25 protein-coding genes, 1 tRNA gene and 1 pseudogene are annotated in these 26412 nt (G+C 70.6%); 13 read left to right on the top strand and 14 right to left on the bottom strand.

Annotated elements, in window-relative coordinates; translation table 11 throughout:
* Nucleotides 1-122: 122 nt before the first annotated feature.
* The gene (locus ABB07_RS23895; RefSeq protein ID WP_208900623.1) at nt 123-1073 is read right to left on the bottom strand and encodes a GlxA family transcriptional regulator; all 951 of its coding nucleotides are present in this window, start codon (nt 1071-1073) and stop codon (nt 123-125) included.
* Nucleotides 1074-1224: 151 nt separating this feature from the next.
* Between ABB07_RS23895 and ABB07_RS23890 the strand changes: the two genes are divergently transcribed.
* Nucleotides 1225-1728: a hypothetical protein gene (locus ABB07_RS23890; RefSeq protein ID WP_208900622.1), complete on the top strand. Its 504-nt coding sequence runs from the start codon at nt 1225-1227 to the stop codon at nt 1726-1728.
* Between the two features lie 26 nt (nt 1729-1754).
* Here ABB07_RS23890 and ABB07_RS23885 read toward each other — a convergent pair whose 3' ends face one another.
* Nucleotides 1755-3299 (bottom strand): MFS transporter, encoded by a 1545-nt coding sequence (locus tag ABB07_RS23885; RefSeq protein ID WP_208900621.1) that lies wholly within the window; start codon nt 3297-3299, stop codon nt 1755-1757.
* Between the two features lie 137 nt (nt 3300-3436).
* Entirely contained in the window at nt 3437-4756 is a 1320-nt protein-coding gene (locus tag ABB07_RS23880; protein WP_244189486.1) for a DUF445 domain-containing protein, read from the bottom strand.
* 261 nt (nt 4757-5017) lie between these two features.
* Here ABB07_RS23880 and ABB07_RS23875 point away from each other — a divergent pair, with 261 nt between their 5' ends.
* On the top strand, nt 5018-6388 hold the full coding sequence (locus tag ABB07_RS23875) for an SGNH/GDSL hydrolase family protein (RefSeq protein ID WP_208900620.1): 1371 nt from the start codon (nt 5018-5020) through the stop codon (nt 6386-6388).
* Between the two features lie 46 nt (nt 6389-6434).
* The gene (rdgB, locus tag ABB07_RS23870; protein WP_208900619.1) at nt 6435-7037 is read left to right on the top strand and encodes an RdgB/HAM1 family non-canonical purine NTP pyrophosphatase; all 603 of its coding nucleotides are present in this window, start codon (nt 6435-6437) and stop codon (nt 7035-7037) included.
* A 52-nt stretch (nt 7038-7089) separates the two neighbouring features.
* On the opposite strand, the gene ABB07_RS23865 is transcribed toward rdgB, so the two are convergent.
* The 4 genes and pseudogenes from ABB07_RS23865 to bcp form a co-directional block, all read right to left on the bottom strand.
* Nucleotides 7090-7173, bottom strand: a tRNA-Leu gene (locus ABB07_RS23865).
* On the bottom strand, nt 7174-7848 hold the full coding sequence (locus ABB07_RS23860; RefSeq protein WP_208900618.1) for an HNH endonuclease: 675 nt from the start codon (nt 7846-7848) through the stop codon (nt 7174-7176).
* A gap of 87 nt (nt 7849-7935) precedes the next feature.
* Nucleotides 7936-8205 (bottom strand): annotated as a pseudogene (locus tag ABB07_RS23855) (HNH endonuclease); the annotation flags it as partial.
* Nucleotides 8206-8346: 141 nt separating this feature from the next.
* On the bottom strand, nt 8347-8814 hold the full coding sequence (bcp, locus tag ABB07_RS23850) for a thioredoxin-dependent thiol peroxidase (protein WP_208900617.1): 468 nt from the start codon (nt 8812-8814) through the stop codon (nt 8347-8349).
* 103 nt (nt 8815-8917) lie between these two features.
* On the opposite strand from bcp, the gene ABB07_RS23845 reads away from it, so the two are divergent.
* From ABB07_RS23845 to ABB07_RS23835, 3 genes are all read left to right on the top strand, one after another.
* Entirely contained in the window at nt 8918-9247 is a 330-nt protein-coding gene (locus ABB07_RS23845) for a DUF3618 domain-containing protein (protein WP_208900616.1), read from the top strand.
* Nucleotides 9248-9290: 43 nt separating this feature from the next.
* Complete coding sequence (locus ABB07_RS23840) at nt 9291-9650, top strand: GroES family chaperonin (protein ID WP_031159553.1); 360 nt, start codon at nt 9291-9293, stop codon at nt 9648-9650.
* Nucleotides 9651-9726: 76 nt separating this feature from the next.
* The gene (locus tag ABB07_RS23835) at nt 9727-9963 is read left to right on the top strand and encodes a DMT family transporter (protein WP_425264823.1); all 237 of its coding nucleotides are present in this window, start codon (nt 9727-9729) and stop codon (nt 9961-9963) included.
* 32 nt (nt 9964-9995) lie between these two features.
* Here the strand turns inward: ABB07_RS23835 and ABB07_RS23830 are convergent, their stop codons facing one another.
* On the bottom strand, nt 9996-12899 hold the full coding sequence (locus ABB07_RS23830; RefSeq protein WP_208900615.1) for a transglycosylase domain-containing protein: 2904 nt from the start codon (nt 12897-12899) through the stop codon (nt 9996-9998).
* Between the two features lie 1267 nt (nt 12900-14166).
* Here ABB07_RS23830 and ABB07_RS23825 point away from each other — a divergent pair.
* Genes ABB07_RS23825 through ABB07_RS23810 form a run of 4 tightly spaced genes read left to right on the top strand, consistent with a single transcriptional unit; the run spans nt 14167 to nt 17494 of the window.
* Complete coding sequence (locus ABB07_RS23825) at nt 14167-14967, top strand: ABC transporter permease (protein WP_244189485.1); 801 nt, start codon at nt 14167-14169, stop codon at nt 14965-14967.
* A gap of 37 nt (nt 14968-15004) precedes the next feature.
* Nucleotides 15005-15781, top strand: coding sequence for an ABC transporter permease (locus tag ABB07_RS23820; protein WP_208903587.1), 777 nt, complete (start codon nt 15005-15007; stop codon nt 15779-15781).
* A gap of 3 nt (nt 15782-15784) precedes the next feature.
* On the top strand, nt 15785-16789 hold the full coding sequence (locus tag ABB07_RS23815; protein ID WP_208900614.1) for an ABC transporter ATP-binding protein: 1005 nt from the start codon (nt 15785-15787) through the stop codon (nt 16787-16789).
* A 9-nt stretch (nt 16790-16798) separates the two neighbouring features.
* The gene (locus ABB07_RS23810; RefSeq protein ID WP_208900613.1) at nt 16799-17494 is read left to right on the top strand and encodes a DUF1707 SHOCT-like domain-containing protein; all 696 of its coding nucleotides are present in this window, start codon (nt 16799-16801) and stop codon (nt 17492-17494) included.
* Between the two features lie 15 nt (nt 17495-17509).
* On the opposite strand, the gene ABB07_RS23805 is transcribed toward ABB07_RS23810, so the two are convergent.
* The 3 genes from ABB07_RS23805 to ABB07_RS23795 all read right to left on the bottom strand — a co-directional run bounded on the left by ABB07_RS23805 (nt 17510) and on the right by ABB07_RS23795 (nt 19090).
* Nucleotides 17510-17908 (bottom strand): hypothetical protein, encoded by a 399-nt coding sequence (locus ABB07_RS23805; protein WP_208900612.1) that lies wholly within the window; start codon nt 17906-17908, stop codon nt 17510-17512.
* A 107-nt stretch (nt 17909-18015) separates the two neighbouring features.
* Nucleotides 18016-18753: a ribonuclease PH gene (rph, locus tag ABB07_RS23800; RefSeq protein ID WP_208900611.1), complete on the bottom strand. Its 738-nt coding sequence runs from the start codon at nt 18751-18753 to the stop codon at nt 18016-18018.
* A gap of 103 nt (nt 18754-18856) precedes the next feature.
* Nucleotides 18857-19090, bottom strand: coding sequence for a PTS sugar transporter subunit IIB (locus ABB07_RS23795; RefSeq protein WP_030782705.1), 234 nt, complete (start codon nt 19088-19090; stop codon nt 18857-18859).
* A gap of 216 nt (nt 19091-19306) precedes the next feature.
* On the opposite strand from ABB07_RS23795, the gene ABB07_RS23790 reads away from it, so the two are divergent.
* Both ABB07_RS23790 and ABB07_RS23785 read left to right on the top strand, forming a co-directional pair.
* The gene (locus tag ABB07_RS23790) at nt 19307-20623 is read left to right on the top strand and encodes a PTS transporter subunit EIIC (RefSeq protein ID WP_208900610.1); all 1317 of its coding nucleotides are present in this window, start codon (nt 19307-19309) and stop codon (nt 20621-20623) included.
* A 165-nt stretch (nt 20624-20788) separates the two neighbouring features.
* Nucleotides 20789-22054: a PTS transporter subunit EIIC gene (locus tag ABB07_RS23785; protein ID WP_208900609.1), complete on the top strand. Its 1266-nt coding sequence runs from the start codon at nt 20789-20791 to the stop codon at nt 22052-22054.
* Between the two features lie 75 nt (nt 22055-22129).
* Here the strand turns inward: ABB07_RS23785 and ABB07_RS23780 are convergent, their stop codons facing one another.
* Nucleotides 22130-22882: an MBL fold metallo-hydrolase gene (locus tag ABB07_RS23780; RefSeq protein WP_208900608.1), complete on the bottom strand. Its 753-nt coding sequence runs from the start codon at nt 22880-22882 to the stop codon at nt 22130-22132.
* Between the two features lie 227 nt (nt 22883-23109).
* Here ABB07_RS23780 and ABB07_RS23775 point away from each other — a divergent pair, with 227 nt between their 5' ends.
* The gene (locus ABB07_RS23775; protein WP_208900607.1) at nt 23110-23562 is read left to right on the top strand and encodes a type II toxin-antitoxin system PemK/MazF family toxin; all 453 of its coding nucleotides are present in this window, start codon (nt 23110-23112) and stop codon (nt 23560-23562) included.
* Here the strand turns inward: ABB07_RS23775 and ABB07_RS23770 are convergent, their stop codons facing one another.
* On the bottom strand, nt 23563-24012 hold the full coding sequence (locus tag ABB07_RS23770) for a hypothetical protein (protein WP_208900606.1): 450 nt from the start codon (nt 24010-24012) through the stop codon (nt 23563-23565). It lies immediately after the preceding gene.
* Between the two features lie 139 nt (nt 24013-24151).
* The gene (locus ABB07_RS23765) at nt 24152-26218 is read right to left on the bottom strand and encodes a putative Ig domain-containing protein (RefSeq protein WP_208900605.1); all 2067 of its coding nucleotides are present in this window, start codon (nt 26216-26218) and stop codon (nt 24152-24154) included.
* Nucleotides 26219-26412: the final 194 nt, after the last annotated feature.

Raw genomic sequence — 26412 nt, 5'->3', positions numbered from 1 at the left:
CCAGATCCCGGGCCCAGGCCCCAGATCACAGATCCCGGCCCCGGGCACCCCTGTCCCTGGACCCCAAAACCCCAGGCCTCAGGCCCCAGAGGACCCGACCGCGCCCCGTAGATCGCCCTCGCTCACACCGCCCCCGCCCTGAACGCCTTCCGGTACGCCTGCGGGCTCGTCCCCACCACCCTCCGGAAGCGCTCCCGGAAGGCCGTCGGCGAGCCGAAACCCGTCTGGGCGGCGATCCGCTCCACCGGGTACGGCGTCGTCTCCAGCAGATGCTGGGCCCGCCGTACCCGCGCCCGGTGCAGCCACTGCAGCGGAGTCGTGCCGGTCTGCTCGCGGAAGCGGCGGTTGAGGGTGCGGGTGCTCATGCCGGCCCGGGCCGCGATCTCGTCCACCGTCAGGTCGCGGTCGCAGTGGTCCTCCAGCCAGTGCAGCAACGGCTCCAAGGTGGCACCCGACGGCGCCGGGGGCAGGTCGTGGACGATGAACTGGGCCTGGCCGCCCTCCCGTTCCAGCGGCATCACCGACATCCGTGCCGCGTGCGCGGCGACCGCCGAGCCGAAGTCCCTGCGGATCATGTGCAGGCACATGTCCAGCGCCGCCGCCGCGCCCGCCGAGGTCAGGAACTGGCCGTTGTCGACGTACAGGACGTTCGGGTCGACCCGCACCCTCGGGTGCCGCGCGGCCAGGTCCCCCGCCGCGCGCCAGTGCGTCGTCGCGCGCAGGCCGTCCAGCAGGCCCGTCGCCGCGAAGAGGAACGCGCCCACGCAGATCGAGGCGATCCGGGTGCCGTTCGCGGCCGCCTCGCGCAGCGCCCCGGTCACGCCCGGCGGCAACTCCTCCGGCGGTTCCGCCACCCCCGGCAGGATGATCGTGTCCGCCTCCGCCAGCGCTGCCAGACCGTACGGCGCCCGCACCGTGAAGGCGCCCGCGCTCACCTCCCCGCGCACCGAGCACACCCGCACCCGGTACGGCACCCGGCCGTCGGGCAGCCGCGCCCAGCCGAAGGTGTCGATGGGGGCGGAGAGGTCGAAGGGGATGACTCCGTCCAGCGCCAGTACGGCCACGGTGTGCATGGCGGGATCCTAGACATGCGGCGGATCGCCGCCAACCGCGCCCATCAGCGTCGTAACGGACCCACCGCAGCTCGTCCCTCTGGCGGGAATCCGTCGTAGCGTGGCACTTCTGCCACTTCTCCATGATCCGAGCGCCCCCTACCGTCACCGCGTGACCAAGTTCCTCCTCGCCGTCCACGTCCTCGCCGCCATCGTCGCCGTGGGCCCCGTGACCGTCGCCGCCAGCATGTTCCCGCCCGCGGCGCGCCGGGCCCTCGCCGCGCCCGGCGCTCCGGAGACGCCCGGCACTCCGGGCACTCAGGAAACGCAGGGCACCCCGGGCACCCCCGGTGCGACCGGCACCCTGCACCTGCTGCACCGCATCTGCCGGGTCTACGCCCTCGTCGGCGTCGTCGTACCGGTCTTCGGGTTCGCCACCGCGAGCGAGATGGGCGTGCTCGGCAGCGCCTGGCTGATCGCGTCGATCGTGCTGACCGCGCTGGCCGCCGTCGTCCTGGCGGCGCTGGTGCTTCCCGCCCAGAGCGCGTTGGCGGAGGGGCGGGGCACGCGGACACAGACCGCACGGCTGGCCATGTTCACCGGGATGTTCAACCTGCTGTGGGCCGCCGTGACCGTGCTGATGATCGTGCGGCCCGGCTCCACCACCGGGGCCTGACGGGAGCCGTCACGGGGTTACGGCCGTTACGGCCTGCTCGCCGCCGGTGGTGCCGCGGGCCCCGTGCCCGGTCCGCGCGTACCCCCCGCCGCCGCCCTGGCCCGGCTCGCCACCACCGTCAGCGGACGGGCGATGTCCTCCAGGGAGCGGCGCTCCGCCCGTACCGCGAGGAAGGCGGCGACCAGCCCCGCCGCGCACATCAGGGCCGCGCCGATGGAGAACGCCAGGACCGTGTCGCCCACCTTGCCCGTGCCGGTGAGGTCGGCGAACAGCAGCGGGCCGCTGATGCCGCCGGCCGCCGTACCGAGGGCGTAGAAGAACGCGATGGACATCGCGCGCGTCTCCATCGGGAAGATCTCGGAGACCGTCAGATACGCGCTGGAGGCGCCCGCCGAGGCGAAGAACAGGACCGCGCACCAGCAGGCCGTCAGCGTGCCCGCGCTCAGCACGCCCCGGCCGAACAGCCAGGCCGTGCCGAACAGCAGCAGACCCGACAGCAGGTACGTCGAGGAGATCATCACCCGCCGGCCCACCGTGTCGAACAGCCTGCCCAGCAGCAGCGGGCCGCAGAAGTTGCCGACCGCGATCACCGCGAAGTAGTAGCCGGTGCGGTCCGCGGGCACGTTGAAGAACTTCGTCAGGATCGCACCGAAGCCGAAGGTGATCGCGTTGTACAGGAACGCCTGGCCGATGAAGAGGGAGAAGCCGAGGACGGCACGCCTGCGGTAGTGGCCGAAGACCGTCCGGGCGATCTCCAGGAACGTCACGCTCCCGCGCTGGTGGATCTCCAGCTCGCCGTGCGGCTCCGGCAGCGTCACGCCCTTCTCCCGCTCCACCTCGCGCTCGATGCCGGAGACGATCTCCTCCGCCTCCCGGTCCCTGCCGTGGATCAGCAGCCAGCGCGGGCTCTCCGGGACGTGCCGCCGTACCAGCAGGATCACCAGGGCGAGTACGGCTCCGAGGGCGAACGTCAGCCGCCAGCCGACGTTCTTGGCCAGCAGGTCCGTGTCGAGCGCCACGATCGACAGCAGCGAACCGCCCACCGCGCCCAGCCAGAAGCTGCCGTTGATGATCAGGTCCACCCGGCCGCGGTGCTCGGCCGGGATCAGCTCGTCGATCGCCGAGTTGATCGCCGCGTACTCACCGCCGATGCCGAAGCCGGTCAGGAAGCGGAACAGGAAGAACCACCAGGCCTCCCAGGAGACCGCGGTGAGCGCCGTCGCCGCCAGGTACACCGCCAGGGTGATCATGAAGAGCTTCTTGCGGCCGAAGCGGTCGGTCAGCCGGCCCCAGAAGAGGGCGCCCGAGCAGGCGCCCGCCACATACAGCGCGGCGGCGGTGCCGGTGATCTGCCCGGAGGTGATCGACAACCCGCTGCCGGGCTCGGCCAGCCGACTGGCGATGTTGCCGACGACCGTGACCTCAAGGCCGTCCAGGATCCAGACCGTGCCCAGGCCGATCACGATCGTCCAGTGCCAGCGGGACCAGGGCAGACGGTCCAGCCGGGCGGGGATGTCCGTGGTGATCGTCCGGCCGCTCCGCGGCGACGGTGCCTCGGCGCTCACGCCCATGGGCTCCCTCCTCGTCGAAGGACGTCCCCCCTGAGCGGGGGGACAGCAGCACGAGTGCCCGTGACGGGTGAATTCAGGCACCGACCGGCCCGGGCACCGAGCGATTCAGGCGCCACGCGCCTCAGGCGCCGACCCGTTCACGCACCGAGCGTCCGCGTCACCGTATAGATCAGCAGGCCCGCCAGGGAGCCCACCACCGTGCCGTTGATCCGGATGAACTGCAGGTCACGACCGATGTGCGCCTCGATCTTCCGAGTGGTGTGCTCGGCGTCCCAGCTCGCCACCGTATCCGTGATCAGCGAGGTGATCTCCCTGCGGTACGTCGTCACCACGTGCACCGCCGCACCCTCCACCCAGCTGTCCACCTTCCCCTGCACCTTCGGCTCGGTCGCCATCCGCGCCCCCAGCGACAACAGCGCACCACGCACCCGCAACCGCAGCTCGCTCCGCTCGTCCTCGGCCGCCGCCACCACCATCGCCCGTACGGCCGTCCACGCGGACGCGATCAGATCCTGCACCTCGCCCCGGCCCAGCACCTCCCCCTTGAGCCGCTCCACCCGCACCCGGGTGTCCGTATCGGACTGCAGATCGGAGGCGAAGTCGGTGAGGAAACGGTCCAACGCGCCACGCGCCGGATGCGACGGCATGTCCCGCATCTCGACGACGAACCGCAGCAACTCCTTGTAGACCCGCTCCCCGACCTTCCGGTCCACGAACCGCGGCGTCCAACCCGGCGCACCGCCCTCCACGGCCACCATCACATCGTCCCGGTGCAGCACCAGCCAGTCGTGCGCCCGGGCGACCACCAGATCCACCGCCCGCCGGTGCCCACCGTCGGCGACGATCCCCTCCAGCATCTTGCCGATACCCGGCGCGACCTCCTTGGTGTTCGCCCGCCGCGTGATCGCCTCGCTCACCACCGCCTGCACATCCCGGTCCCGCAGCACCGTCAGCGCCCCGCGCAACGCCGTCGCCAGCTCCGCCGTCACCCGGTCCGCGTGCTCCGGCTCCGCCAGCCACGCCCCCAGCCGACTGCCGATGCCCACCGCCCGCAGCCGCTGCCGTACGACGTCCTCGGACAGGAAGTTCTCCCCCACGAACTCCCCCAGCGACACACCCAGCTGATCCTTCTTCGTCGGGATGATCGCGGTGTGCGGGATCGGCAGCCCGAGCGGGTGCCGGAACAGCGCCGTCACGGCGAACCAGTCCGCCAGCGCGCCCACCATGCCCGCCTCGGCAGCCGCCGCGACATAGCCGGCCCACGGCCCCGCACCCTCGTGCGACGCGAGCCTGGCCAGGACATAGACCAGCGCCACGAACAGCAGCATGCTCGTCGCCGTGAGCTTCATGCGCCGCACCCCGCGCCGGCGCTCCTCGTCGGCCGGGGTGAAGGCCGTCATGGTCTTGTACGACACACCCCCGGCCGGCACCGCTTCCGTCTGGGTCGTCGGTTCCATCGGCTCCACCCGTTCAGCTCCGCCCGCTCGTGACCCCGTCCGGTGACCCCATCCGGTGGTCCCCTTCCAGTGACCCCATCCGGTGATCCCGCACACAATTGTCCCTTCCTGACCGACTCCCGGAACGGAACAAGAGTTCCCGGCGTCTGTCAGAAAGGGGATTTCGGCAGGGCCCTGACAGCCCTCCCCGGCCCATGACGCATCATGGGCACACCAAGATCGGAGCCTCGGGCTCCCATCCCCGAGGAGAACAACGCAAGCGTGACCAGACGTCGTGGTTATGCGCTGATGAGTGCGCTCATCGCACTCGTCCTGGCCATGTCCGCCGCCATCTACTTCACCGTGGCGGCCGACGACGGCACCCCGCTCGGCGCCCTCACCGACAACCGCCCCCACCACGGCGCCTCCGTCGCCCCCGCCTCCACCGGCACCTGGGTCGGCGCCTGGTCCGCCTCCCCCGTGGGCGGCGAACCCGGCACCGAGACCGGCGGCCTCGCAGGCCACTCCGTGCGCAACGTCATCCACACCAGCACCGGCGGCACCAGCGCCCGCATCACACTCTCCAACCTCTACGGCCACGAACCGCTGACCATCACCCACGCCTCGATCGCGCTCTCCGCCGGCGACGGCACCGCCGCCGCCGACCCGGACACCATGCGCCGCCTCACCTTCAACGGCGCCACCAGCGCGGTCATCCCCGCAGGCGAACAGATCGTCAGCGACGCCGTACGCCTCGCCGTCCCGCACGACAGCGACGTCCTCGTCACCACCTACTCCCCCACCCCGTCCGGCCCCGTCACCTACCACCCGCACGCCCGGCAGATCTCCTACGTCGCCACCGGCGACGCCACCGAGGACGCCACCGGCACCCCCTACACCCAACAGACCCCGCACTGGCGCTACTTGACCGCCCTCGACGTCCTCAGCAACGAAGCCGACGGCACCGTCGTCGTCTTCGGCGACTCCATCACCGACGGCATCACCTCCACCACCGGCGCCAACCACCGCTGGCCCGACCTCCTCGCCGGCCGCCTGCGCACCGAACTGGAGACCGGGCACCCCATGCCCCGCTACAGCGTCGTGAACGAGGGCATCAGCGGCAACCAGGTCCTCGCCGACGGACTCGGCCTCCCCCACGCTCGGCTTCGCTCGCGCGGGGGGACCCCCATGGCCGAGAACCAGAGCGGCCTCGGCCGCTTCGGCCGCGACGCCCTCTCCCACCCGAACATCAAGGTCGTCGTCATCGACCTCGGCATCAACGACATCCTCCGCAACCCGCAACTCGCCGACCCCAACAAGATCATCACCGGCCTGCGCACCCTCGCCCGCGACGCCCACGCCCACGGCCTGAAGGTCGTCGGCACCACCCTGATGCCCTTCCAGGGCCACCGCGGCTGGACCGCGGCCCGCGAGGCGGTACGGCAGCAGGTCAACGCCGAGATCCGGTCCGGCCGGGTGTACGACGCGGTGACCGACTTCGACAAGGCCCTCCGCGACCCGTACGACCCCCGCCGCCTCCGCCCCGACTACGACTCCGGCGACCACCTGCACCCCAGCGACCTCGGCTACGCCAGGATGGCCAAGGTCTTCGACCTGAACACCCTCAAGGGCGCCGGGCAGGCGGAACTGTAGACACCGGCGCGAGGAACACCGACGGGCAGACGGGATACTGGCCCGCATGACCCGCCTGATCCTCGCCACCCGCAACGCCGGAAAGATCACCGAACTGAGGGCCATCCTCGCCGAGGCCGGACTCCCCCACGAACTGGTGGGCGCCGACGCGTACCCCGACATCCCCGACGTCAAGGAAACCGGCGTCACCTTCGCCGAGAACGCCCTGCTCAAAGCCCACGCACTGGCCCAGGCGACGGGCCTTCCGGCGGTCGCCGACGACTCCGGCCTCTGCGTCGACGTCCTGAACGGCGCCCCCGGCATCTTCTCCGCCCGCTGGTCCGGCCACCACGGCGACGACAAGGCCAACCTCGACCTCCTCCTGGCCCAGCTCGCCGACATCGCGGACGAACACCGCGGCGCCCACTTCGCCTGCGCGGCAGCGCTCGCCCTGCCGGACGGCCGCGAGCGGGTGGTCGAGGGCCAGCTGCGCGGCGTACTGCGCCACGCCCCCGCCGGCACGAACGGCTTCGGCTACGACCCGATCCTCCAGCCGGAGGGCGAGACCCGAACCTGCGCCGAGCTGACCCCGGAGGAGAAGAACGCGATCAGCCACCGGGGGAAGGCGTTCCGGGCACTGGTGCCGGCGGTTCGGGAGTTGTTGGGCTGAGGCCAAAGAGAACGGCCTGCGTTTCGTTCCTACGATTCGCAGGCCGTTTCTGTGCGGCGGAAGGGATTCGAACCCTCAAGCCCTGTCAGGGGCCACAGGACCTAAACCTGCTGCGTCGCCGTTGCGCCACCGCCGCTTAGCCGCCTGCCATCGTACCGGGAGTCGCTCGACGCCTACCGCCTCCCCTGCACCAGGTGCTGGTCGTCGCGTGACAGTTGGGGCAAAGCAACCGCAGGTTCTCCCGCCGGTCGTCGCTCCAGTCTCCGTTGATGTGGTCGACCTCCAAAGTCATGCGTTTGCCAAGCCACTCGGGACCGATTCCGCATTCGGCGCACCTTTCAGGCACGCCCGCCTCACAGAGCGCACGACGGAGCAGTTTGGTGGCTGTCCGGCGCCTGCCTTCGTGACGGACCAGGATGTCCTCGCGGTCCTTGGCGTTGTGACTCCGCTTACCACGCCGGTGTCCCTGTCCGAGGAAGTGGGCGGTCGGGACGGCCTCTTCGGCGATCCACCGGCACAGCTGCGCACGCTGCCAGTGGTTGTCGGGGCGATTCAACCGTCGCAGCACTTCTTTGAGGGATGCCGACTCAGCGACCGCCGCGCGAAGTTCGTCTGGCGCAGGGCGCGGAATCCTGCCATGGGGGGCGAAATGCGATACGTCGATGCCGTAGTGGGCAAATCGCTTCATGAGATACCGCCGGAGTGTGGCATATGGCCGGGTCCCCAGGAAGGCGACGACTTCGTCGATGTCGGAGCACTGCGCGGCTGCCTCCTCCAGTCGCTCGCGGGTGTACCGCCGCCCGCTGCTCATCGGACGCCTGCCCCAGCACGGCCCGCGCCCCGCCCTCGGTACGTATCAGTCGTGGAATGGCAGTTCGGGCAGAGGAAGCGCAGGTTGGCCGCCCACGACCTCCAGGCCGAGATGGCGCAACACCTCGCACATGTTCGTGGAGGCGGCCACGGCCCGCTCAAGCACCTCCCGCGTCCACTTCACCCCGTCCCGCTCGAAGTGGGAGACATCCACTCCCAGCTTCTTCATCCGCTCGAGCACGTATCGCCGCGTCGGACTCCTCGGATCCACCCCCAACCTCTCCAACGCCTCCGACAACGTCCGCGCCCCGCGAGCCGCCTCTTCCAGCCGCTCCTTCGTGTATGCGCTGGCCCCCATTGAGCCCCTTCCGTTCCGGGCGTGCGTTCGCCGCCCGTACGGAGTAACGAACCGGTTATCGGACAGTCACGCTCCGGAATGAAAAAAGCGGCCCGCACCAGAGCACTCCGGTGCGGGCCGCCCAGGGACAGGATCAGGTCCTCAGATGCCCAGGTCCTTGATGATCTTGGCCACGTGGCCCGTGGCGCGGACGTTGTAGAGGGCCTTTTCCACCTTGCCCTGTTCGTCGACCACGATCGTGGAGCGGATGACGCCCAGGTAGGTCTTGCCGTAGTTCTTCTTCTCGCCGTACGCGCCGTAGGCCTCGGTGACCTTTTTGTCGGGGTCGGCGAGGAGGGTGACCTTGAGGGACTCCTTTTCGCGGAACTTGGCGAGCTTCTCCGGGGGGTCGGGGGAGATGCCGATGACGTCGTAGCCGGCGGTGGCGAGGACGTCGAGGTTGTCGGTGAAGTCGCAGGCCTGCTTGGTGCAGCCGGGGGTCAGGGCGGCCGGGTAGAAGTAGACGATGACCTTGCGGCCCTGGTGGGCGGAAAGGGAGACCTCGTTGCCGTCGGCGTCGGGGAGGGTGAAGGCGGGGGCCACGTCCCCCGGCTGGAGTCGCTCGCTCATCGGGCCAGGGTAACCGGGGGGCCTTGCGGTGCGCCGGGAGGAGAAGCTGACAGACTGTTCGGAACAGTGACAGCAGACATCGGCAGACTTCGGAGGCCGTACGGTGGCGGAGACGGCGGACACCAGGACCCCGGCGCAGATCGAGGCGGACATCAAGCGCCGCCGCGAGGTGCTGGCCGAGACGCTCGACGAGATCGGGGTGCGGGTGCATCCGCAGACGATCATCGGGGACGCCAAGGCCAAGGTCGTCGCCAATATCGATCACACGGTCGGGCGGGCCTATGTGCAGGTCAACCGGGTGGTGAGTGAGGTGCGGACGCAGTTCGTGGACGAGGAGGGCTCGCTGCGGGTGGAGCGGGTCGTGCCCGTGGCGCTGCTCGCCGTGGGTGTGGTGGGGCTGCTTGCCTTCAGCGGCAAGCGGCGCAAGGGCTGACCCGGGAGCGGACCGGCGTGGCGAAGGCAGGTAGGTTCGAGGCGTGAGCGCCAACAGAAACCAGCACAGCACCCCCCATCACGACAAGCTTCCCATCCGGATGCTGCACGACCGGGTTCTGGTCAAGCAGGAGACCGGTGAGGGTGAGCGGCGGTCGGGGGGCGGCATTCTGATTCCCGCCACCGCGGCGGTCGGGCGGCGGCTGGCCTGGGCCGAGGTGGTCGCGGTCGGGCAGAACGTACGGACCGTGGAGCCGGGTGACCGGGTTCTGTTCGATCCGGAGGACCGGGCCGAGGTCGAGGTGCGGGGTGTGGCGTACGTGCTCATGCGTGAGCGGGATCTGCACGCCGTGGCCGCGGACCGTTTCGAGGGGTCGGAGGACTCGACCGGGCTCTATCTCTGAGTCGTCCCGGGGTATCTCCGGGTCCGTGGTGGTGAAGGGGCTGGTGGCGGTGGTCACCGGCCCCTTTGTCGTTTCTTTGGCCTGGGTTCTGCTTGTCGTCGCCGGTCTGCTGGCCAGCATGCTGCTGCTGTCGTATGCCGCGAAGTCCCTGCCGATCGGTACGGCGTACGGCGTGTGGGTGGGCATCGGGGCGGCCGGTGCGGCGGTGCTCGGCATGGTGGTGCTGAGTGAGCCGGTCACCGCCGCCCGGGTCTTCTTCGTGTGTCTGCTGCTGGTCGCCGTGGTGGGGCTGAAGGCGACCGGCGGTCACTGAGACACGGTCACGGGGACAGGGGCGTCGGCGCGTCAGGCGGCCGGGTCGCCGCCTCCGGCGCCGGCGGCGGTGCCTGTCGTGCCGGGGCCGGCGTCGGTTCCGCCGCCTGTGGTGGTGCCGCCCCCGTTGGCCCCTGCGTCGGTCGTGCCGCCGTCGGTCGTGCCTCCGCCGTTGGTGGTGCCGCCGCCCGTGGTGCCGCCGCCGGTGGTGGTGCCGGTCGTGGTGGTGCCGCCGGTGGTGCCGGTGCCGCCGGTGGTGGTCGGGCCGCCGGTGGTGGGGGTGCCGGTGCCGCCGGTGGTCGGGCTGGTGGTGGGACCGCCGTTGGTGGGGGTGCCGGTGGTGCCGCCGGTGTTCTGGTCACCGGTCGTGCCGGGCGGGGTCGGGCCGGTGGCGCTGGGCGGCTGCGGCTGGTCGGCGCCCTGCTCCAGCTGGAGGTCGAAGTCGGCGGCCGGCTTGTTCTTCAGCGCGGCCCCCGTGTACTGGGCCCAGATCGCGGTCGGCGCGCCGCCGCCGTTGATGCGGGGCTGGCCGAGGGCGCCGTACAGCGGCATGTGCTTGGCCGTCACCGGGTCCTGGCCCATGACCGAGACGACCGTGGCCAGGTCGGGGGTGTAACCGGCGAACCAGGCGGCGGTGTCGTTCTCGGCGGTACCGGTCTTGCCGGCCGCCGGGCGGCCCGCGGCCTGGGCTGCGGTGGCGGTGCCGTTGTCGACCACGCTCTGCAGGATGGAGGTGGTGGTGTCGGCGGCCTCGCGGCTGACGGCCTGCTTGACCGGCTGTTCGGGCAGCTTGACCTCGTCCGTGCCGTCCTTGGTGATCTTCTCGACCATCGTGTACGTGCCGTGCTGGCCGTGGTTGGCGAGGGTCGCGTAGGACTCCGCCATGTCCAGGACGCTGGCGGTGGCGGTGCCGAGGGCGATCGAGGGGTACGGCTGCAGGTCCGGGGTGTCGGAGGGGACGCCCAGGTCGATCGCGGTCTGCTTGACCTTGGACGGGCCGACGTCGACGGCCATCTGCGCGTAGACGGCGTTCACGGACAGGTCGGTCGCCTTGGTGACGGTGATCTGGCCGTACGACTTCTGGTCCTCGTTCTGCGGGGCGTAGGCGCCGCCGTTCCAGCCCTGCACGGGGCGCTCGTTGGTGCCGTCGTACATGGTGTTCGGGGTGATGGTGCGGCCGTCCTGGGTGGTCGAGCCGTTCTGCACCGCGGAGGTGAAGACGAAGGGCTTGAAGGTGGAGCCGACCTGGAAGTCACCGCGGGTGGCGCCGTTGGTGTACTGCTTCACGTAGTCGATGCCGCCGTACATGGCGACGACCTTGCCGGTCTTCGGGTCGACGGAGGCGCCGCCTGCGCGGACGTAGTTGTCGACCTTGTTGTTCTTCTTGTCCAGCTTGGAGATCAGCTGGTCGTCGACGGCCTTGACGAAGGCGTTCTGCTTGTCCTTCTGGATGGTGGTGGTGATGCGGTAGCCGCCGGCCGCGAGCTGGTCGTCGGTGAGGATGTTGTGGGTGGTCAGGTAGTGCTTGACCGCGTCGACGAGGTAGCCGCGCTGGCCGGACATGCCGGTGGAGAGCGTCTGCTCCTTCGGCATCGGGAACTTCATGCCGGCCCGTGTGGACTCGCTGAGCCAGCCCTTCTTGACCATGCCGTCCAGGACGTAGTTCCAGCGGGCGATGGCCGCGGCCTTGTTCTCGGGGTGGGCGACGACGTCGTACTCGCTGGGCGCGTTGACGAGCGCGGCGAGGTAGGCGGCGCGTGCCGGGTCCAGGTCCCGGGCGTCGACGCCGTAGTAGGCCTGGGCGGCGGCCTGGATGCCGTAGGCGTTGCGGCCGAAGAAGCTGGTGTTGAGGTAGCCCTCGAGGATCTCGTCCTTGGACTGGGTGCGGTCCAGCTTGATGGCGATGAAGAACTCCTTGGCCTTGCGGGTGAGCGTCTGCTCCTGGCCGAGGTAGTAGTTCTTCACGTACTGCTGGGTGATCGTCGAGCCGGACTGGGTGCCCTTGCCGGTCGCGGTGTTCCATCCGGCGCGGAGCATCGCCTTGGGGTCGACGGCGGACTCGCTGTAGAAGTCGCGGTCCTCGGCGGCCAGTACGGCGTGCTGGGCGTCCTTGGAGACCTGGGCGAGGCTGACGCTCTCGCGGTTGACCTGGCTGTCGCGGGTGTCGCGGGCGATCTGGGAGCCGTCGGCGTAGAGGTAGATGTTCGCCTGCTTGGTGGCGAGCGCGTTGGCGGGCGGGATCTTGACGAGGGAGTAGCCGAGGAAGAACAGCCCGATCAGCAGGAGCACCCCGATCACGAAGGTGCCCAGCACCATGCGCCAGGTGGGGATGATCCGCCGCCACCCGGTCCGCTTGGGCCGCTTCTTCTTCCCCTTCGCCGTGCCGTTGCCGCCGGGGCCTCCGGGACCTTCCGGGCCTCCGGGGCCTCCGGTGGCGCGGCCGTCGGCGGGGGTGGCGGCGAGGACAGTGGTGGCTTCCTCGGGAGCGGTGCCGGTGGTGCTGGTGCCGGTGCCGGTGGTGCCGGTTCGGGGGCGGCGGGTGGCCGCTCCGGCCGAGCCGGCCAGTCCGGCGGCGCCCGCGGGGCCGGACTGGGAAGCCTGACCGGCGGCACCGGCGGCACCGGCGGCCGCGCCGACCGCTCCGGCCGCCTGGGCGGCGCGGCTCGCACCGGTGCCCGGACGTGCGGTGCGGGGGGTGGTGTCGGGGCCGGTCGTACGAGGGGTGCGCCCGGCGGTGTCCGGTCCGGTGGCTCGGGGCGTACGGCCGGTGGTGTTCGGCTCGCCGGCCGGAGAGGCGCCCGGCTCGGCCGCTCGGGGTGCGCTGACCCGCCGGAGCACCTGGGTGGTCTCGGGCGCGGGTGCGGCACCGGAGCCCTGAGCCGCCTTGCCGGAAGGGTCCTCCTGGGCGGCCCGGGGCGCCGTGACACGCCGGAGCACCTGCGTGCTCTCGGCCGACTGCGCCTGCTCGGAGCCACCCCGGGCCGCCGGAACCTGCGGCTTCCCGGAGTCGGTACGGGACCGACCGGAGTCCTGGGACGCGGTCGACTCGCCGGGGGCCGGGGCAGCACCGGAGCCCTTCCGGGCTCCCGAGCGATCAGCAGCGGCACGATCGGACGGCGCTCCGGACGGGGCGTCCGTGCGAGCCGCCGACCCACCATGAGCCGCCGGGCCTCGGTCCGCCGGGCCACCCGAGGCCGACACACCCCGGTCCGCCGAGCCCCCACCGGAGCCCAGGCCCTCCCCCGTTCCCGAGCCCTCACCAGCGGCGCCACGCGGCACCGCGCCGGACACGGAGCCCTCGCGGGCCACCGGGCGCGCACCGGAACCGGAGACCGCGCTGGAGGCCGAGCCTGAGCGCGCAGCCGAACCCCGGCCGGAACCCGCATCCCGGCCGGAACCCGTACCGCCGCCGGACGCCGAAGGCCCGCCGGAATCCGTGTCCCCGCCGGACGTCATGGCCCCCTCCTGCTCCGTCCGCCCGCCGCGGGCCGCCTGGCGCGCCCGGGCCATGGAAGCCGTACGGTCCACCGCCGAGCGGTCCGGCGACGGCGACGAACCAGCCGGAGTCGACGAGCCCGCCGGAGTCGACGGGTCGGCCGGAGTCGAGCGGTCCGGGGACGGCGCGCGTTCACCCGTTCGGCCGAGTCCGGCCCCCCGGGCCTCAGCACCCTGCCCGTGCCCGGCCGTACCGCTGCGATCGGCGGTACCGCCCCGCTCAGCCCGCTCAGCCCCCTGGCCCCGCGCGCCCCGCTCGGACGTACCGCTCCGCTCGGCCGTACCGCTCCGCGTGGGCGTCGCCGTACCCGCCGTGCCCGGCGTCTCCCCGGACGCCGCCCGCGGGACGGCCTCCTCGGACCGCGCCGGAGTGTCCGCCGGCCCAGGCCGTGGCGGCCTGCCGCTCGGCTCGGTCCGGGCGGCGTGGTCGCCGGGTGCTTCAGCCGGCAGCGGCTTTTCCGGCGGCACGCCTTCGGTCGGCTGCTGCGGCTGCGGCTCGTCGCTCATGTCGTGCACGGACTCCTGTTTCGCGTCGTACGTTCCCGTACGCCTCGTACGCTTCTGCGCCCCCAGTCTGAAGACTCTCGCACCTGGCGTTCCGTTCCCGGATTCCAGCACGCTTCGGGCACGAAATTGCGTGGCCGTCCGCCGGGCTCCGGGACTAGGCTCCTGCGCTTCGGTGTCGAGCGGTCCCGGGAGGTGGACTGGCGTGGGCGCGGGACGGTTGTACGTGGCCGTCGCGGCGGGGGGATTCAGACGGTACGCGACGTATCGGGCCGCCACTGCGGCAGGGGTGTTCACCAACACCGTCTTCGGATTGATCCTCGTCTATACCTATCGGGCGCTGTGGGACGAGCGGCCGCACCTGGGCGGGTGGGATCAGGCGCAGGTCGTGACGTACGTGTGGCTGGGGCAGGCGTTCCTGTCGACGCTCGCGATCGGCGGCGGAGGCGTCGAGAACGAGCTGATGGAACGCATCCGTACGGGGGACGTGGCGATCGACCTGTACCGGCCCGCTGATCTGCAGATATGGTGGCTCGCCACCGATGTCGGCCGGGCGTTCTTCCAGTTGCTGGGCCGGGGGCTCGTCCCCTTCGTGTTCGGTGCGCTGTGCTTCCCCGTGTACTTACCGACGGACGTGGGCACCTGGGTCGCCTTCTTCGTCGCCGTGCTGCTGGCGATGATCGTCGGGTTCGGCATCCGGTATCTGGTGGCGCTCAGCACGTTCTGGTTCCTGGACGGTACGGGTGTGACGCAGATGTCATGGCTCGTCGGCTTCTTCTGCTCGGGCATGCTGCTGCCGCTGAACCTCTTCCCGGGGGCGCTCGGCGAGGTGGTGCGGGTGCTGCCGTGGTCCTCGCTGCTGCAGGCGCCGGCCCAGATCCTGCTGGGGCACGCGGATCCGCTGGGCACGTATGTGTTCCAGGGGGCGTGGGCGGTGGTGCTGCTGGGCGCCGGGCGGCTGGTGCAGTCGGCGGCGACGCGGCGGGTGGTGGTCCAGGGTGGGTGAGAGCGGCCGGCTCCGGGACGGGGTGCGGGCCTATCTGATGATCGCCGGGATGTGGATCAGGTCGACGATGGCCTACCGGGCCTCGTTCGTGATGACCACGTTCGGCAACTTCGCGGCGACCTTCTTCGACTTCGTCGCGATCATGCTGATGTTCTCGCGGGTGGACGCCCTCGGCGGCTGGTCGCTGCCCGAGGTGGCCTTCCTGTACGGCCTGTCGGGTACCGCCTTCGGCCTGGCCGACCTGGTGATCGGCTCGATGGAGCGGCTGGGGCGGCGGGTGCGCGACGGCACGCTGGACACGCTGCTGGTGCGTCCGGCGCCGGTGCTGGCGCAGGTGGCGGCCGATCAGTTCGCGCTGCGCAGGATGGGCCGGGTGACGCAGGGGCTGCTGGTGCTCACCTGGGCGCTGCTCCGGCTCGATGTCGCCTGGACGCCGCCGAAGCTGCTGCTGATGCCGGTGATGGTGGTGAGCGGCTGCGGGATCTTCTGCGCGGTGTTCGTGGCGGGGGCGGCGTTCCAGTTCCTGGCGCAGGACGCGTCGGAGGTGCAGAACGCGTTCACCTACGGCGGTACGACGCTGCTGCAGTATCCGCCGACGGTGTTCGCGAAGGAGCTGGTGCGCGGGGTGACGTTCGTGCTGCCGCTGGCCTTCGTCAACTGGCTGCCCGCGACCTATGTGCTGGGGCAGCCGTATCCGCTGGGGCTGCCGCGGTGGGCGGCGTTCGCACCGCCGCTGGTGGCGGTGGGGTGCTGTGCGCTGGCGGGGCTGGCCTGGCGGGCGGGACTTCGTTCGTACCGGAGCACAGGGAGCTAGCAGATGACGGACGGCGGCTTGGCGGGGGGCTTCACCGAGGGCTTCACCGATGACTTCATCGTGCTGGAGGGGGTGGAGAAGGTCTTCGAGGTGCGGAAGAAGGCCGGGTTCCTGAAACGGGAGCGGCGCCAGGTGCGGGCGGTGGACTCGATCTCGTTCACCGTGGCGCGTGGCGAGATGGTCGGGTACATCGGGCCGAACGGTGCCGGGAAGTCGACCACGATCAAGATGCTGACGGGCATCCTGACGCCGAGTGCGGGGCGGCTGCGGGTAGCCGGGATCGACCCGTCCCGGGAGCGGCGGCGCCTCGCGCACCGGATCGGGGTGGTGTTCGGGCAGCGTACGACGCTGTGGTGGGACCTGCCGCTGATCGACTCCTACCGGCTGGCGCACCGCATGTACCGGATCCCTGAGGACCGTTACCGCGAGAACCTGGACCGGTGTGTGGAGCTGCTGGAGCTGGGCGCGCTGTTGGACGTGCCCGTGCGGCAGCTGTCGCTGGGGCAGCGGATGCGCGGGGACATCGCGGCGGCCCTGCTGCACGACCCGAAGGTGCTGTACCTGGACGAGCCGACGATCGGCCTGGATGTGGTGTCCAAGGCCAAAGTGCGCGGCTTTCTGCGGGAGTTGAACGCCGAGCGGGGCACGACGGTGCTGCTGACCACGCACGACCTGCAGGACATCGAGCAGTTGTGCTCCCGGGTGATGGTGATCGACCACGGCCGGCTGATGTACGACGGTGCGCTCGCGGGGCTGCACGAGGCCGGGGAGAGCGAGCGGACGCTGGTGGTGGACCTGGAGCGGGAGTTGCCGCCGGTCGAGGTGCCGTCGGCGCGGGTGGTGCGGGTGGAGGGGCCGCGGCAGTGGCTGGCGTTCCCGGCGGGGCAGTCGGCGGCGCCGCTCGTCGCGCATCTCGCGGCGGAGTATCCGCTGGTGGACCTGTCGGTGCGGGAGCCGGACATCGAGGCCGTCATCGCCAAGATGTACGCGGAGAAGGCGGTCTCGTAGGCTTCTGTCATGACCGACGACGCAAGTGGGGACCTCCGGGCGTCCGACAGCGACCGGGAACGGGTCGCCGAGGTCCTGCGGGACGCTCTGGCCGAGGGCCGGCTCGACATGCAGGAGTTCGAGGAGCGGCTGGAGGCGGCGTACAAGGCGCGTACGTACGGCGAGCTCGCGCCGCTCACCCGTGATCTGCCGACGGCGGGTACGGCGGTGGCGCCCACGCCCGTCTCGTTCACCAAGGAACCGGCTCCGAGCGGGAGTTGGGCGGGCCGGATCGTCGGGGGCGAGGGGTCCTCGGCGGGTGCGGTCGCCGTCATGTCGGGCTTCCAGCGCAAGGGCCGCTGGACGGTGCCGAAGCAGTTCAACTGCTTCGCGTTCTGGGGCGGCGGCGAGATCGACCTGCGGGAGGCGGACTTCGCGGACCGCGAGGTCGAGATCAACTGCGTGGCGATCATGGGCGGTGTGCAGGTGATCGTGCCGCCGGGGATCGAGGTCGTCGTCCGTGGCATCGGCATCATGGGCGGCTTCGACCATCCCCGGGACGACGGGCCGCCGGAACCGGGCGCTCCCCGGGTGATCATCGGGGGTCTTGCGTTCTGGGGCGGGGTGGACGTGACCCGCAAGATCACCCGGGCCGAACAGCAGCGGCTGAAGGAGCAACGCCGCCAGGAGAAGCTGGAGCGGAAGTTCAAGAAGGAGCTGGACTGAGGCGCGCCCGGCCGCCTACTTCGTGCACACCTTGGTCAGTTCGCCGGCCGCGTCCGTGACCGGGCCCAGGTCAGGCGTCCTGTCGCCGTTCTTGATGGCCGTGCGGACGTTCCCCACGGCCTTCCGCAGGTCGTCGACGGCCTTGTTGACGTCGGCGTTGTCGGTCTTGTCGCCGATCTTGTCGAGGTTCTTCTCGATGGAGTCGAGGGAGGCGTCGGCCTGGGTGGGGTCGTTCGCGGCGTTCTCCACGGCCTGCTGCAGGCCGGTGACGCTGTCGGCGATGGAGTCGGCGGTGTGCACGCAGTCCAGGGCCTTGTTCACGGCGTCGCAGCCGGTGGTGAGGCCGGTTGCGAGCACGGCGAGCGCCACGGCGGCGACTGCGGTGAGACGGCGTCGGCGTGGGCTGACGGCCATGGTGGTGTTCCCCTCCTCTGGTGAGGCTGTCCGTACCTAGGACGCCGCGGAGGGCGCGCGGGTTGCCCGCGCGCCCTCCGTGTTTTGATCCGTCCTTTACTTCGCGGTCACCTCGCGAGCGTGGTCTCCAGGGCCGCGCGCTGGTGGGCGGCGAGTTCGGCGCAGCCGGTGACGGCGAGGTCGAGCAGGGCGTCGAGTTCGTCGCGGGCGAAGGGCTCGGCCTCGGCGGTGCCCTGGACCTCGACGAAGCGGCCGTCGCCGGTGCAGACGACGTTCATGTCGGTCTCGGCGCGCACGTCCTCCTCGTAGCAGAGGTCGAGCAGCGGGACGCCGCCGACGATGCCGACGGAGACGGCGGAGACGGTGCCGGTGAGCGGCTGCCGGCCGGCCTTGATCAGCTTCTTGCCCTGGGCCCAGGAGACGGCGTCGGCGAGCGCGACGTACGCGCCGGTGATCGCCGCCGTGCGGGTGCCGCCGTCGGCCTGGAGGACGTCGCAGTCGAGGACGATGGTGTTCTCGCCGAGCGCCTTGTAGTCGATGACGGCGCGCAGGGAGCGGCCGATGAGCCGGGAGATCTCGTGGGTACGGCCGCCGATCTTGCCCTTGACGGACTCGCGGTCGCCGCGCGTGTTGGTGGCGCGGGGCAGCATGGCGTACTCGGCGGTGACCCAGCCCTCGCCGCTGCCCTTGCGCCAGCGCGGGACGCCCTCGGTCACGGAGGCGGTGCAGAACACCTTGGTGTCGCCGAACGAGACGAGGACGGAGCCCTCGGCGTGCTTGCTCCAGCCGCGTTCGATGGTGACCGGGCGGAGCTGTTGGGGGGTACGGCCGTCGATGCGAGACATGGCATGGAGCCTAGCCGTAGACGCGGAAGGGGCTCCTCCCGCAGGTGTGTACGAGCGGGATGCACGCGCGGGAGGAGCGCCTTCCGGGGTGAGCCGGCGGGGCTCACATCATGTCTTCGATCTCCGCGGCGATCGGGTCGGCGTCGGTGCCGATGACGACCTGGATGGCGGTGCCCATCTTGACGACGCCGTGGGCGCCGGCGGCCTTCAGGGCGGCCTCGTCGACCAGGGAGGGGTCGGACACCTCGGTGCGCAGCCGGGTGATGCAGCCCTCGATCTCCTCGATGTTGTCGATACCGCCGAGGCCGGCGACGATCTTCTCAGCCTTGCTGGCCATGTCCTGTCTCCCTGAATTCCCTGATCCGAACCGGTTTGTCGCAGTAACCCACAGTTGGCCCATCTTCGCGAGCGGTCATGCCGGGCGTGCCGAATGATGGCGATCACGACAGCGGAACCGTCCGCCGACTGGTCTACACCACAGCGGGTACGGTCGCCAAACCGCGTCCGGGCCGAGTGGCCGACGGGACGCCATGAGTGCCGCCGGGAGGACGCCATGAGTGCCGACAGCGCGCCCGCCGACAGCACGGCCCGCCCGGCACGGGAACGCTGGAGTCGTCTGTTCCAGGGCCTGCAGAAGATGGGCCGCAGTCTGCAGCTGCCGATCGCGGTGCTGCCGGCGGCGGGCATCATCAACCGGCTGGGCCAGCCGGACGTCTTCGGCAAGGACGGGCTGGGCTGGACGAACGTCTCCAAGGTCATGGCCGGCGCGGGCGGCGCCCTGCTCGACGGCTCGATCGGGCTTCCGCTGCTGTTCTGCGTGGGCGTGGCGATCGGCATGGCGAGGAAGGCGGACGGCTCGACGGCACTGGCGGCGGTGGCGGGCTTCCTCGTCTACTACGGGGTGCTGCACCAGTTCCCGCAGTCCTGCCCCGGCGGCTCCAGGGCGATTCCGCAGGTCGGCTGCCAGGTGACGGTCGGCACGGGCGCGGGTTCGGTGACTCCCTTCACCTTCCAGAACCCCGGCGTGTTCGGCGGCATCGTCCTGGGCCTGCTGGCCGCCTTCCTCTGGGCCCGGTTCCACCGCACCAGGCTGGTGGACTGGCTGGGCTTCTTCAACGGCCGCCGGCTGGTGCCGATCATCATGGCGTTCGTCGCCATCCTCTTCGCGGCGCTGTGCCTGTGGATCTGGCCGCCGATCGGCGGTGCCCTGGAGAGCTTCAGCCACTGGCTCCATTCCATCGGCTCCTGGGGCGCGGGCGTCTTCGGTGTCGCCAACCGGGCGCTGCTCGTCGTCGGCCTGCACCAGTTCCTGAACGTGCCCATCTGGTTCCAGTTCGGCAGCTACACCAAGCCGGACGGCACGGTGGTGCACGGCGACATCAACATGTTCCTCCAGGGCGACCCGCACGCGGGGCAGTTCACCTCGGGCTTCTTCCCGATCATGATGTTCGCGCTGCCGGCCGCCGCGCTGGCCATCACGCACTGCGCGAGGCCCGGCCGCCGCAAGGAGGTCGGCGGTCTGATGCTGTCGGTGGCGCTGACGTCGTTCGTCACGGGCATCACCGAGCCGATCGAGTACTCGTTCATGTTCATCGCGCCGCTGCTGTACGCCGTCCACGCGGTGCTCACCGGTGTCTCGATGGCGGTGACCTGGGCGCTCGGGGTGCACGACGGGTTCAGCTTCTCGGCCGGCCTGATCGACTACGTCATCAACTGGCGCCTGGCGACCAAACCCTGGCTGATCATCCCGATCGGCCTGGGCTTCGCGGCGGTCTACTACGCCGTCTTCCGGTTCGCGATCACGCGCTTCGACCTGAAGACGCCGGGCCGCGAGCCGGAGGACGAGGTCGAGGACATCACCAAGGCGTGAGGGTCTACAGCGCGTAGCACGGCCGTAGCGGATTCGCGGGTTCCTTATGCCGCCTTCATCGTGCTACAACAGGTCTACACCACCAAGTGGTGTAGACCAGAGACGCTGCCGTCCCCTCCCCCATGATTTCACGGGCGGCGCCTTGCATGCCCTCAGGAGGAACTTGTGACCACGGCGACTGCCGCCCCTGCGGCCGAGAAGAAGAAGGGCGCCGGCGTGATGGCTGTGCTGCAGCGCATCGGCCGCAGCCTGATGCTGCCGGTGGCGGTGCTGCCGGCCGCCGCCCTCCTGGTGCGCCTCGGCAACACCGACATGCTGGGCCGCCCGTCCTTCCCGACGTTCCTGACCAAGATCGCGTCCTTCATGGCCGCGGGCGGCAACGCGATCCTCGACAACATGGCGCTGCTGTTCGCCGTGGGTATCGCGATCGGCTTCGCGAAGAAGTCGGACGGCTCCACGGCCCTCGCCGCGGTCGTCGGCTACCTGGTCTTCAAGAACGTGCTCGGCACGTTCACCGACAAGAACCTGCCGAAGGTGGCCACCGCCGTCGACGGCAAGGTCGTCATGGTGAACGCCCCGGTGGACGCCAAGGTCCTCGGCGGTGTGGTGATGGGCATCGTCGTGGCGCTGCTGTACCAGCGCTTCTACCGCACCAAGCTGCCCGACTGGGCGGGCTTCTTCGGCGGCCGCCGCCTGGTTCCGATCCTGTCCGCCTTCGCCGGTCTGGTCATCGGCATCGTCTTCGGCTACATCTGGCCGGTCCTCGGCACGGGCCTGCACAACTTCGGCGAGTGGCTGGTCAAGTCGGGCGCGGTCGGCGCGGGCATCTTCGGTGTCGCCAACCGTGCGCTGATCCCGATCGGCATGCACCACCTGCTGAACTCCTTCCCCTGGTTCCAGGCGGGCGACTACCACGGCAAGAGCGGTGACATCGCGCGCTTCCTGGCCGGTGACCCGCACGCGGGCCAGTTCATGACCGGCTTCTTCCCGATCATGATGTTCGGTCTGCCGGCGGCGTGCCTGGCCATGGTGCACTGCGCCCGTCCGGAGCGCCGCAAGGTGGTCGGCGGCATGATGTTCTCCATCGCGCTGACCTCGTTCGTCACGGGCGTGACCGAGCCCATCGAGTTCACGTTCATGTTCATCGCGCCGGTGCTGTACGCGATCCACGCGGTGCTCACGGGTGTCTCGCTGGCGCTCACCTGGGCGCTGGGCATGAAGGACGGCTTCGGGTTCTCGGCCGGAGCGGTCGACTTCGGGCTGAACCTGGGCATCGCGACCAACCCCTGGGGCCTGGTCGTGGTCGGCCTGTGCTTCGCGGCGGTCTACTACTCCGTCTTCCGCTTCGCGATCATCAAGTTCAACCTGCCCACACCGGGCCGGGAGACCGACGAGGAACTCGCCGAACTGCAGAAGGCCGAGGCCAAGTAGGGCTCTCGCGCACACGTCGAGGCCCCGGAAACCGGCGGGTTTCCGGGGCCTTCGTCATGCCGGGAAGCCGGGAGGCTAGACCTCGTACGTCGCCCTCGGTTCCGCCAGCTCCACCGGTCCCTCGAACACCTCACGCGCGTCACGCAGGTTCACCTGCGGGTCGGTCCACGGCGGGATGTGGGTGAGCAGCAGGCGCCGCGCGCCGGCCCGCGCGGCCGTCTCGCCCGCCTCGCGGCCGTTGAGGTGCAGGTCGGGGATGTCCTCCTTGCCGTGCGTGAACGCGGCCTCGCACAGGAACAGGTCGGTCTCCCGGGCCAGCTCGTCCAGCGCCTCGGTGACCCCTGTGTCGCCGGAGTACGTCAGCGACCGCCCGCCGTGCTCGACGCGGATGGCGTACGCCTCCACGGGGTGGCGGACCCGCTCGGTGTGCACCGTGAACGGGCCGATCTCGAACGTGGACGGCTTGACCGTGTGGAAGTCGAAGACCTCGCTCATCGCGGACGCGGAGGGGGTGTCGTTGTAGGCGGTGGTCAGGCGGTGTTCGGTGCCCTCGGGGCCGTAGACCGGTATCGGGGCGCAGCGGCCGCCGTCGTGACGGTAGAAGCGTGCGACGAAGTACCCGAGCATGTCGATGCAGTGATCGGGGTGCAGATGGCTCAGGAAGATCGCGTCGAGGTCGTAGAGACCGCAGTGGCGCTGCAGCTCGCCCAGGGCGCCGTTGCCCATGTCGAGCAGCAGCCGGAAGCCGTCGGCCTCGACGAGGTAGCTCGAGCAGGCCGATTCCGCGGACGGGAACGACCCCGAGCAGCCGACGACGGTGAGCTTCATGAAGCAGAAACCTCCGTTGGCGGGAAGATCGAACGGCAAGATCGAAAGGGCGGGGAACGGGGGTCGTGCGGTTTGTCGAGCGTAAGGCGCAAAAGCGCGGGTCGCTCCTCCGCCAGGGGCCGTTGTGGGCGAACTCACCTGTGCTGTCACCGGTTCGGCTGGACCGGGGGCGCAGAAGGATTCGCAGAGGGCGCGCAATCCTCGACGTGCGCCGGTAACGTCGTCGTATGGACACGTCCTGGTGGCTGGCGCTCGCGGCGGTGGTACTGCTCGCGCTGGTCGCCACGCTCGTGGACGGCTGGGGGCGCGGTCGCCGGTACGCCGGACGGCGCCTCGGTTCGCTCGGCCGCGCGCACCCGGGCGAGGCCGCCCGGCCGGTCCCCGGGGACATCTGGTGGGCGGACGTCCCCTACGAGGACCGCACCGACGCCAAGGACCGGCCGTGTCTGGTGCTGGCCGTGCGCGGAAACCGGGCCACGGTCGCCAAGATCACCAGCAAGTACCACGACGAGCGCGCGGGCGTGATCCCCCTGCCGCCGGGCGCGGTCGGCGACGCCCGCGGCCGGCCGAGCTTCCTGGAGACCGACGAGCTGCGCGAGGTGCCGGTCGGCGACTTCCGGCGCCGGGTCGGTGTGGTGGATCCCGTTCTGTGGGACCAGGTACGGCACCTCGCCGGCTGACTACTTCACGTCCACCGTGACCGTCCACTCCTGGATGCCCTTGCAGGAGACCTGCCCCGGTGCCGTCGGCTCCGGGCACAGGGGACGGGACGACGTCAGTTTCTCGGTGCCGGTCGCCACCGCCTGGTACGCCGCCGTGGCCTGGCCCGGCTGGATGACGAACCCGGCGTTGATGCCCTTCAGCGCGGTGCCGTCGGCCACGACCGGCTTCCAGGGGCGGGACTTGGTGCCCTCCAGGGTCAGGCGGACCTCGCCGCCCTTGGCCACGCACACCGTGCGGCCGCTGTCGGAGGCCTTGAGCTGGACGAGGGGGGCACAGCCGGTGCCGGTCGGGGACGCGGACGGTGACACCTTGCCGTCACCGCCTGCGCTGTCCTTGCCGCTCTGGGAGCCGCAGCCGGCGAGGAGCAGCGCTGCCGCCGCGAGGGCGCAGAGGGTCGTACGGCGCATGGGGTTCGCCTTTCTGCCGTGCGTGGCCGTGAGGGAGGTCGGCCGCCTGGTGCAGATGTGACGTGCCGGCCGCCCAAAAGGATCCCGCACACGGAAGGAAATATTCCGCATGCGGGATCCGGTGCTCACGGGCGGCGGATCAGCTGGTCGTCAGGGCGGTGTCGTCCACGACGAAGCTGGTCTGCAGCGAGGAGTCCTCCACGCCGTTGAACTTCAGGGTGACCGTCTGGCCCGCCAGCGAGGACAGGTCGAAGGTCTTCTGCGCGTAACCCGAGTTGGCGTTGACGTTGGAGTACGTCGCCAGGGTGGTCGAACCGGCGGTGACCGTCAGCTTGTCGTACGCGGTGCTGCCGGTCTCGGCGGTGTCGATGTGCAGGTAGAAGGTGAGCGTGGCCTTGCAGCCGGCCGGGATCGTCACCGACTGGGACAGGGTGTCGGTGTGGCTGGAGCCGTAGCCGTCGAGCCAGGCGTAGTACGAGCCGCCGTGGGCCGCCTCACCGGTGTCGTTGGTGATGACGCCGCTGGAGCCGCTCCAGCCGGTGCTGCCCGATTCGAAGCCCGGGTTGGCCAGCAGCTGGGAGGAGGAGCAGGTGCCGCCGGAGGAGCCGACGGTCCAGGTGAAGGAGGTCGAGCCGGAGGCGCCGGTGGAGTCCTTGGCGGTGACCGTGACCTGGTAGGTGCCCGCGGTGGACGCCGTACCGGAGATCAGGCCGGTGGAGCTGTTGATGGACAGGCCCGTCGGCAGGCCGGAGGCGCTGTAGGTGAGGGCCGCGCCCGCGCTGTCGCCGGCCTGGATCTGCAGGCTGACCGAGCCGCCGGTGGTGGTGGACTGGCTGCCGGGGTTGGTGACGGTCACCGTGTTGCCGGTGCTGGAGCCGGAGGTGAAGGCGGCGGTGCCGTTCGGGGTGCCCCAGCCGGTCGGACCGTCGTAGCCGGTGCCCGCGGTGCAGAAGTACGAGGTGGAGCAGGAGCCGTTGTGGCCGCTGGTCACGTCGTACAGGTTGCTCGTGTGGGAGTACGGGTACTTCGCCGGGTAGTCGCTCGCGCCCGGGGTGCCCGCGAGGGCGTAGACACCGGCGATGATCGGGGCGGAGGCGCTGGTGCCGCCGACGACGCCCCAGCCGGAGCCGCCGTAGGTGTCGTAGACCGCCACGCCGGTGGCCGGGTCGGCGACCGCGGAGACGTCGGCCTCCATGCGCTTGGCGCAGCCGGAGTCGGTCTGCCAGCTCGGCTTCGGGTCGTACGCCGAGCAGCCGGAGCCGGTGCCCTCCGTGGAGTTGGTGTACCAGACGGACTCGCTCCAGCCCCGCGAGTTGGAGGACTGGCTGAGCGCGGTGCCACCGACGGCCGTCACGTACTGCGAGGTGGCCGGGTACTCGGCGCCGTAGGCGGAGTCACCCGAGGACACGGTGATCGCGACACCCGGGTGCTTGAAGTACGAGGTGTCCTCGCTGGTCTGCGAGGAGGACTCGGAGCCGCCCCAGCTGTTGGAGACGAACTTGGCGCCGAGCGAGACGGCCTCGTTCTCGGCGATGCCGAGGTCGGTGTCGTTCGCGGAGTTGGCCTCGACCAGGATGATGCTGCAGTTCGGGCAGACCGCGCTGACCATGTCGATGTCGAGCGCCTCTTCGCCGGCCCAGCCGCTGTCGTTGGTCGGCAGCGAGGTGGTGGAGCCGGTCTGGCTGACCTGCTTGAAGCAGCCGTTGGCCTTGGTGCAGGACGACAGGCCGTAGGTGGAGCGGTACGTGGCCAGGTCCGACTCGGCGTTGGGGTCGTTGTAGGCGTCCACGATGGCGACCGTCATGCCCGTGCCGCCCGTGGTGGGCAGGTTGTAGGCGCTGTGCAGGTTGGCCGGGGAGAGGCCGGAGGGCGCGGCCGCGGCGAGTGCCGAGGCGAGCCGCTGCCTGATGTCGGTACGGCGCTGGGCGAAGCAGGAAGCGTAGCCCGGCCTGGCCTGGGCGCACAGGTGCTCGGTCGGCACCTTCTGGCCGGCCTTGCCGGTCGAGTGGAAGGTCTGCCGCTCGGGGGCGGTCAGCGCCTTGGCGTTCTGCGTGACCTTGGAGGTGTGCGGGTGCGCGCCGGTGGCCTGCGCTCCGGCTGTGGGGGCCGCTGCGAGTCCTGCGACGGTGAGGGCGAGGGCGGGGAAGGCGACGGCGACGAGTCTTCGCAGACTCCGTCTCCGCCGCGTCGGGCGTGACTCACGCATGGGGTACTGCCTCCGGTTGACGTGGGGTATCGCACTGGATTGGCAGCCCGTGACGCGCGTAGCGGCGGCGAAACCGCGCAGTCATGAGCATGACACTCTCAGACACCTGACTTTTCGCTCGATGAGCGTGACATGTCAGGGTGCGGGAGGAACGTAGCCCTGGCCCCCGCATGACCGGCAGTGTTCAAAGAATT

This window comes from Streptomyces incarnatus (genome assembly GCF_001027185.1).
GTDB classification, from domain to species: Bacteria; Actinomycetota; Actinomycetes; order Streptomycetales; family Streptomycetaceae; genus Streptomyces; species Streptomyces puniciscabiei.
This window is presented reverse-complemented; position numbering and strand designations above follow the sequence as displayed.

What these genes read in the sequence shown, in the direction of transcription:
- ABB07_RS23780 (WP_208900608.1), bottom strand. Translation starts at nt 22,882, where the DNA reads ATGAAGCTCACCGTCGTCGGCTGCTCGGGGTCGTTCCCGTCCGCGGAA.
- ABB07_RS23820 (WP_208903587.1), top strand. Translation starts at nt 15,005, where the DNA reads ATGATCGCCGGGATGTGGATCAGGTCGACGATGGCCTACCGGGCCTCG.
- ABB07_RS23790 (WP_208900610.1), top strand. Translation starts at nt 19,307, where the DNA reads ATGAGTGCCGACAGCGCGCCCGCCGACAGCACGGCCCGCCCGGCACGG.
- ABB07_RS23770 (WP_208900606.1), bottom strand. Translation starts at nt 24,012, where the DNA reads ATGCGCCGTACGACCCTCTGCGCCCTCGCGGCGGCAGCGCTGCTCCTC.
- bcp (WP_208900617.1), bottom strand. Translation starts at nt 8,814, where the DNA reads ATGAGCGAGCGACTCCAGCCGGGGGACGTGGCCCCCGCCTTCACCCTC.
- ABB07_RS23885 (WP_208900621.1), bottom strand. Translation starts at nt 3,299, where the DNA reads ATGGGCGTGAGCGCCGAGGCACCGTCGCCGCGGAGCGGCCGGACGATC.
- ABB07_RS23810 (WP_208900613.1), top strand. Translation starts at nt 16,799, where the DNA reads ATGACCGACGACGCAAGTGGGGACCTCCGGGCGTCCGACAGCGACCGG.
- rph (WP_208900611.1), bottom strand. Translation starts at nt 18,753, where the DNA reads ATGTCTCGCATCGACGGCCGTACCCCCCAACAGCTCCGCCCGGTCACC.
- rdgB (WP_208900619.1), top strand. Translation starts at nt 6,435, where the DNA reads ATGACCCGCCTGATCCTCGCCACCCGCAACGCCGGAAAGATCACCGAA.
- ABB07_RS23860 (WP_208900618.1), bottom strand. Translation starts at nt 7,848, where the DNA reads ATGAGCAGCGGGCGGCGGTACACCCGCGAGCGACTGGAGGAGGCAGCC.
- ABB07_RS23895 (WP_208900623.1), bottom strand. Translation starts at nt 1,073, where the DNA reads ATGCACACCGTGGCCGTACTGGCGCTGGACGGAGTCATCCCCTTCGAC.
- ABB07_RS23765 (WP_208900605.1), bottom strand. Translation starts at nt 26,218, where the DNA reads ATGCGTGAGTCACGCCCGACGCGGCGGAGACGGAGTCTGCGAAGACTC.
- ABB07_RS23775 (WP_208900607.1), top strand. Translation starts at nt 23,110, where the DNA reads ATGGACACGTCCTGGTGGCTGGCGCTCGCGGCGGTGGTACTGCTCGCG.
- ABB07_RS23880 (WP_244189486.1), bottom strand. Translation starts at nt 4,756, where the DNA reads ATGGAACCGACGACCCAGACGGAAGCGGTGCCGGCCGGGGGTGTGTCG.
- ABB07_RS23815 (WP_208900614.1), top strand. Translation starts at nt 15,785, where the DNA reads ATGACGGACGGCGGCTTGGCGGGGGGCTTCACCGAGGGCTTCACCGAT.
- ABB07_RS23795 (WP_030782705.1), bottom strand. Translation starts at nt 19,090, where the DNA reads ATGGCCAGCAAGGCTGAGAAGATCGTCGCCGGCCTCGGCGGTATCGAC.
- ABB07_RS23805 (WP_208900612.1), bottom strand. Translation starts at nt 17,908, where the DNA reads ATGGCCGTCAGCCCACGCCGACGCCGTCTCACCGCAGTCGCCGCCGTG.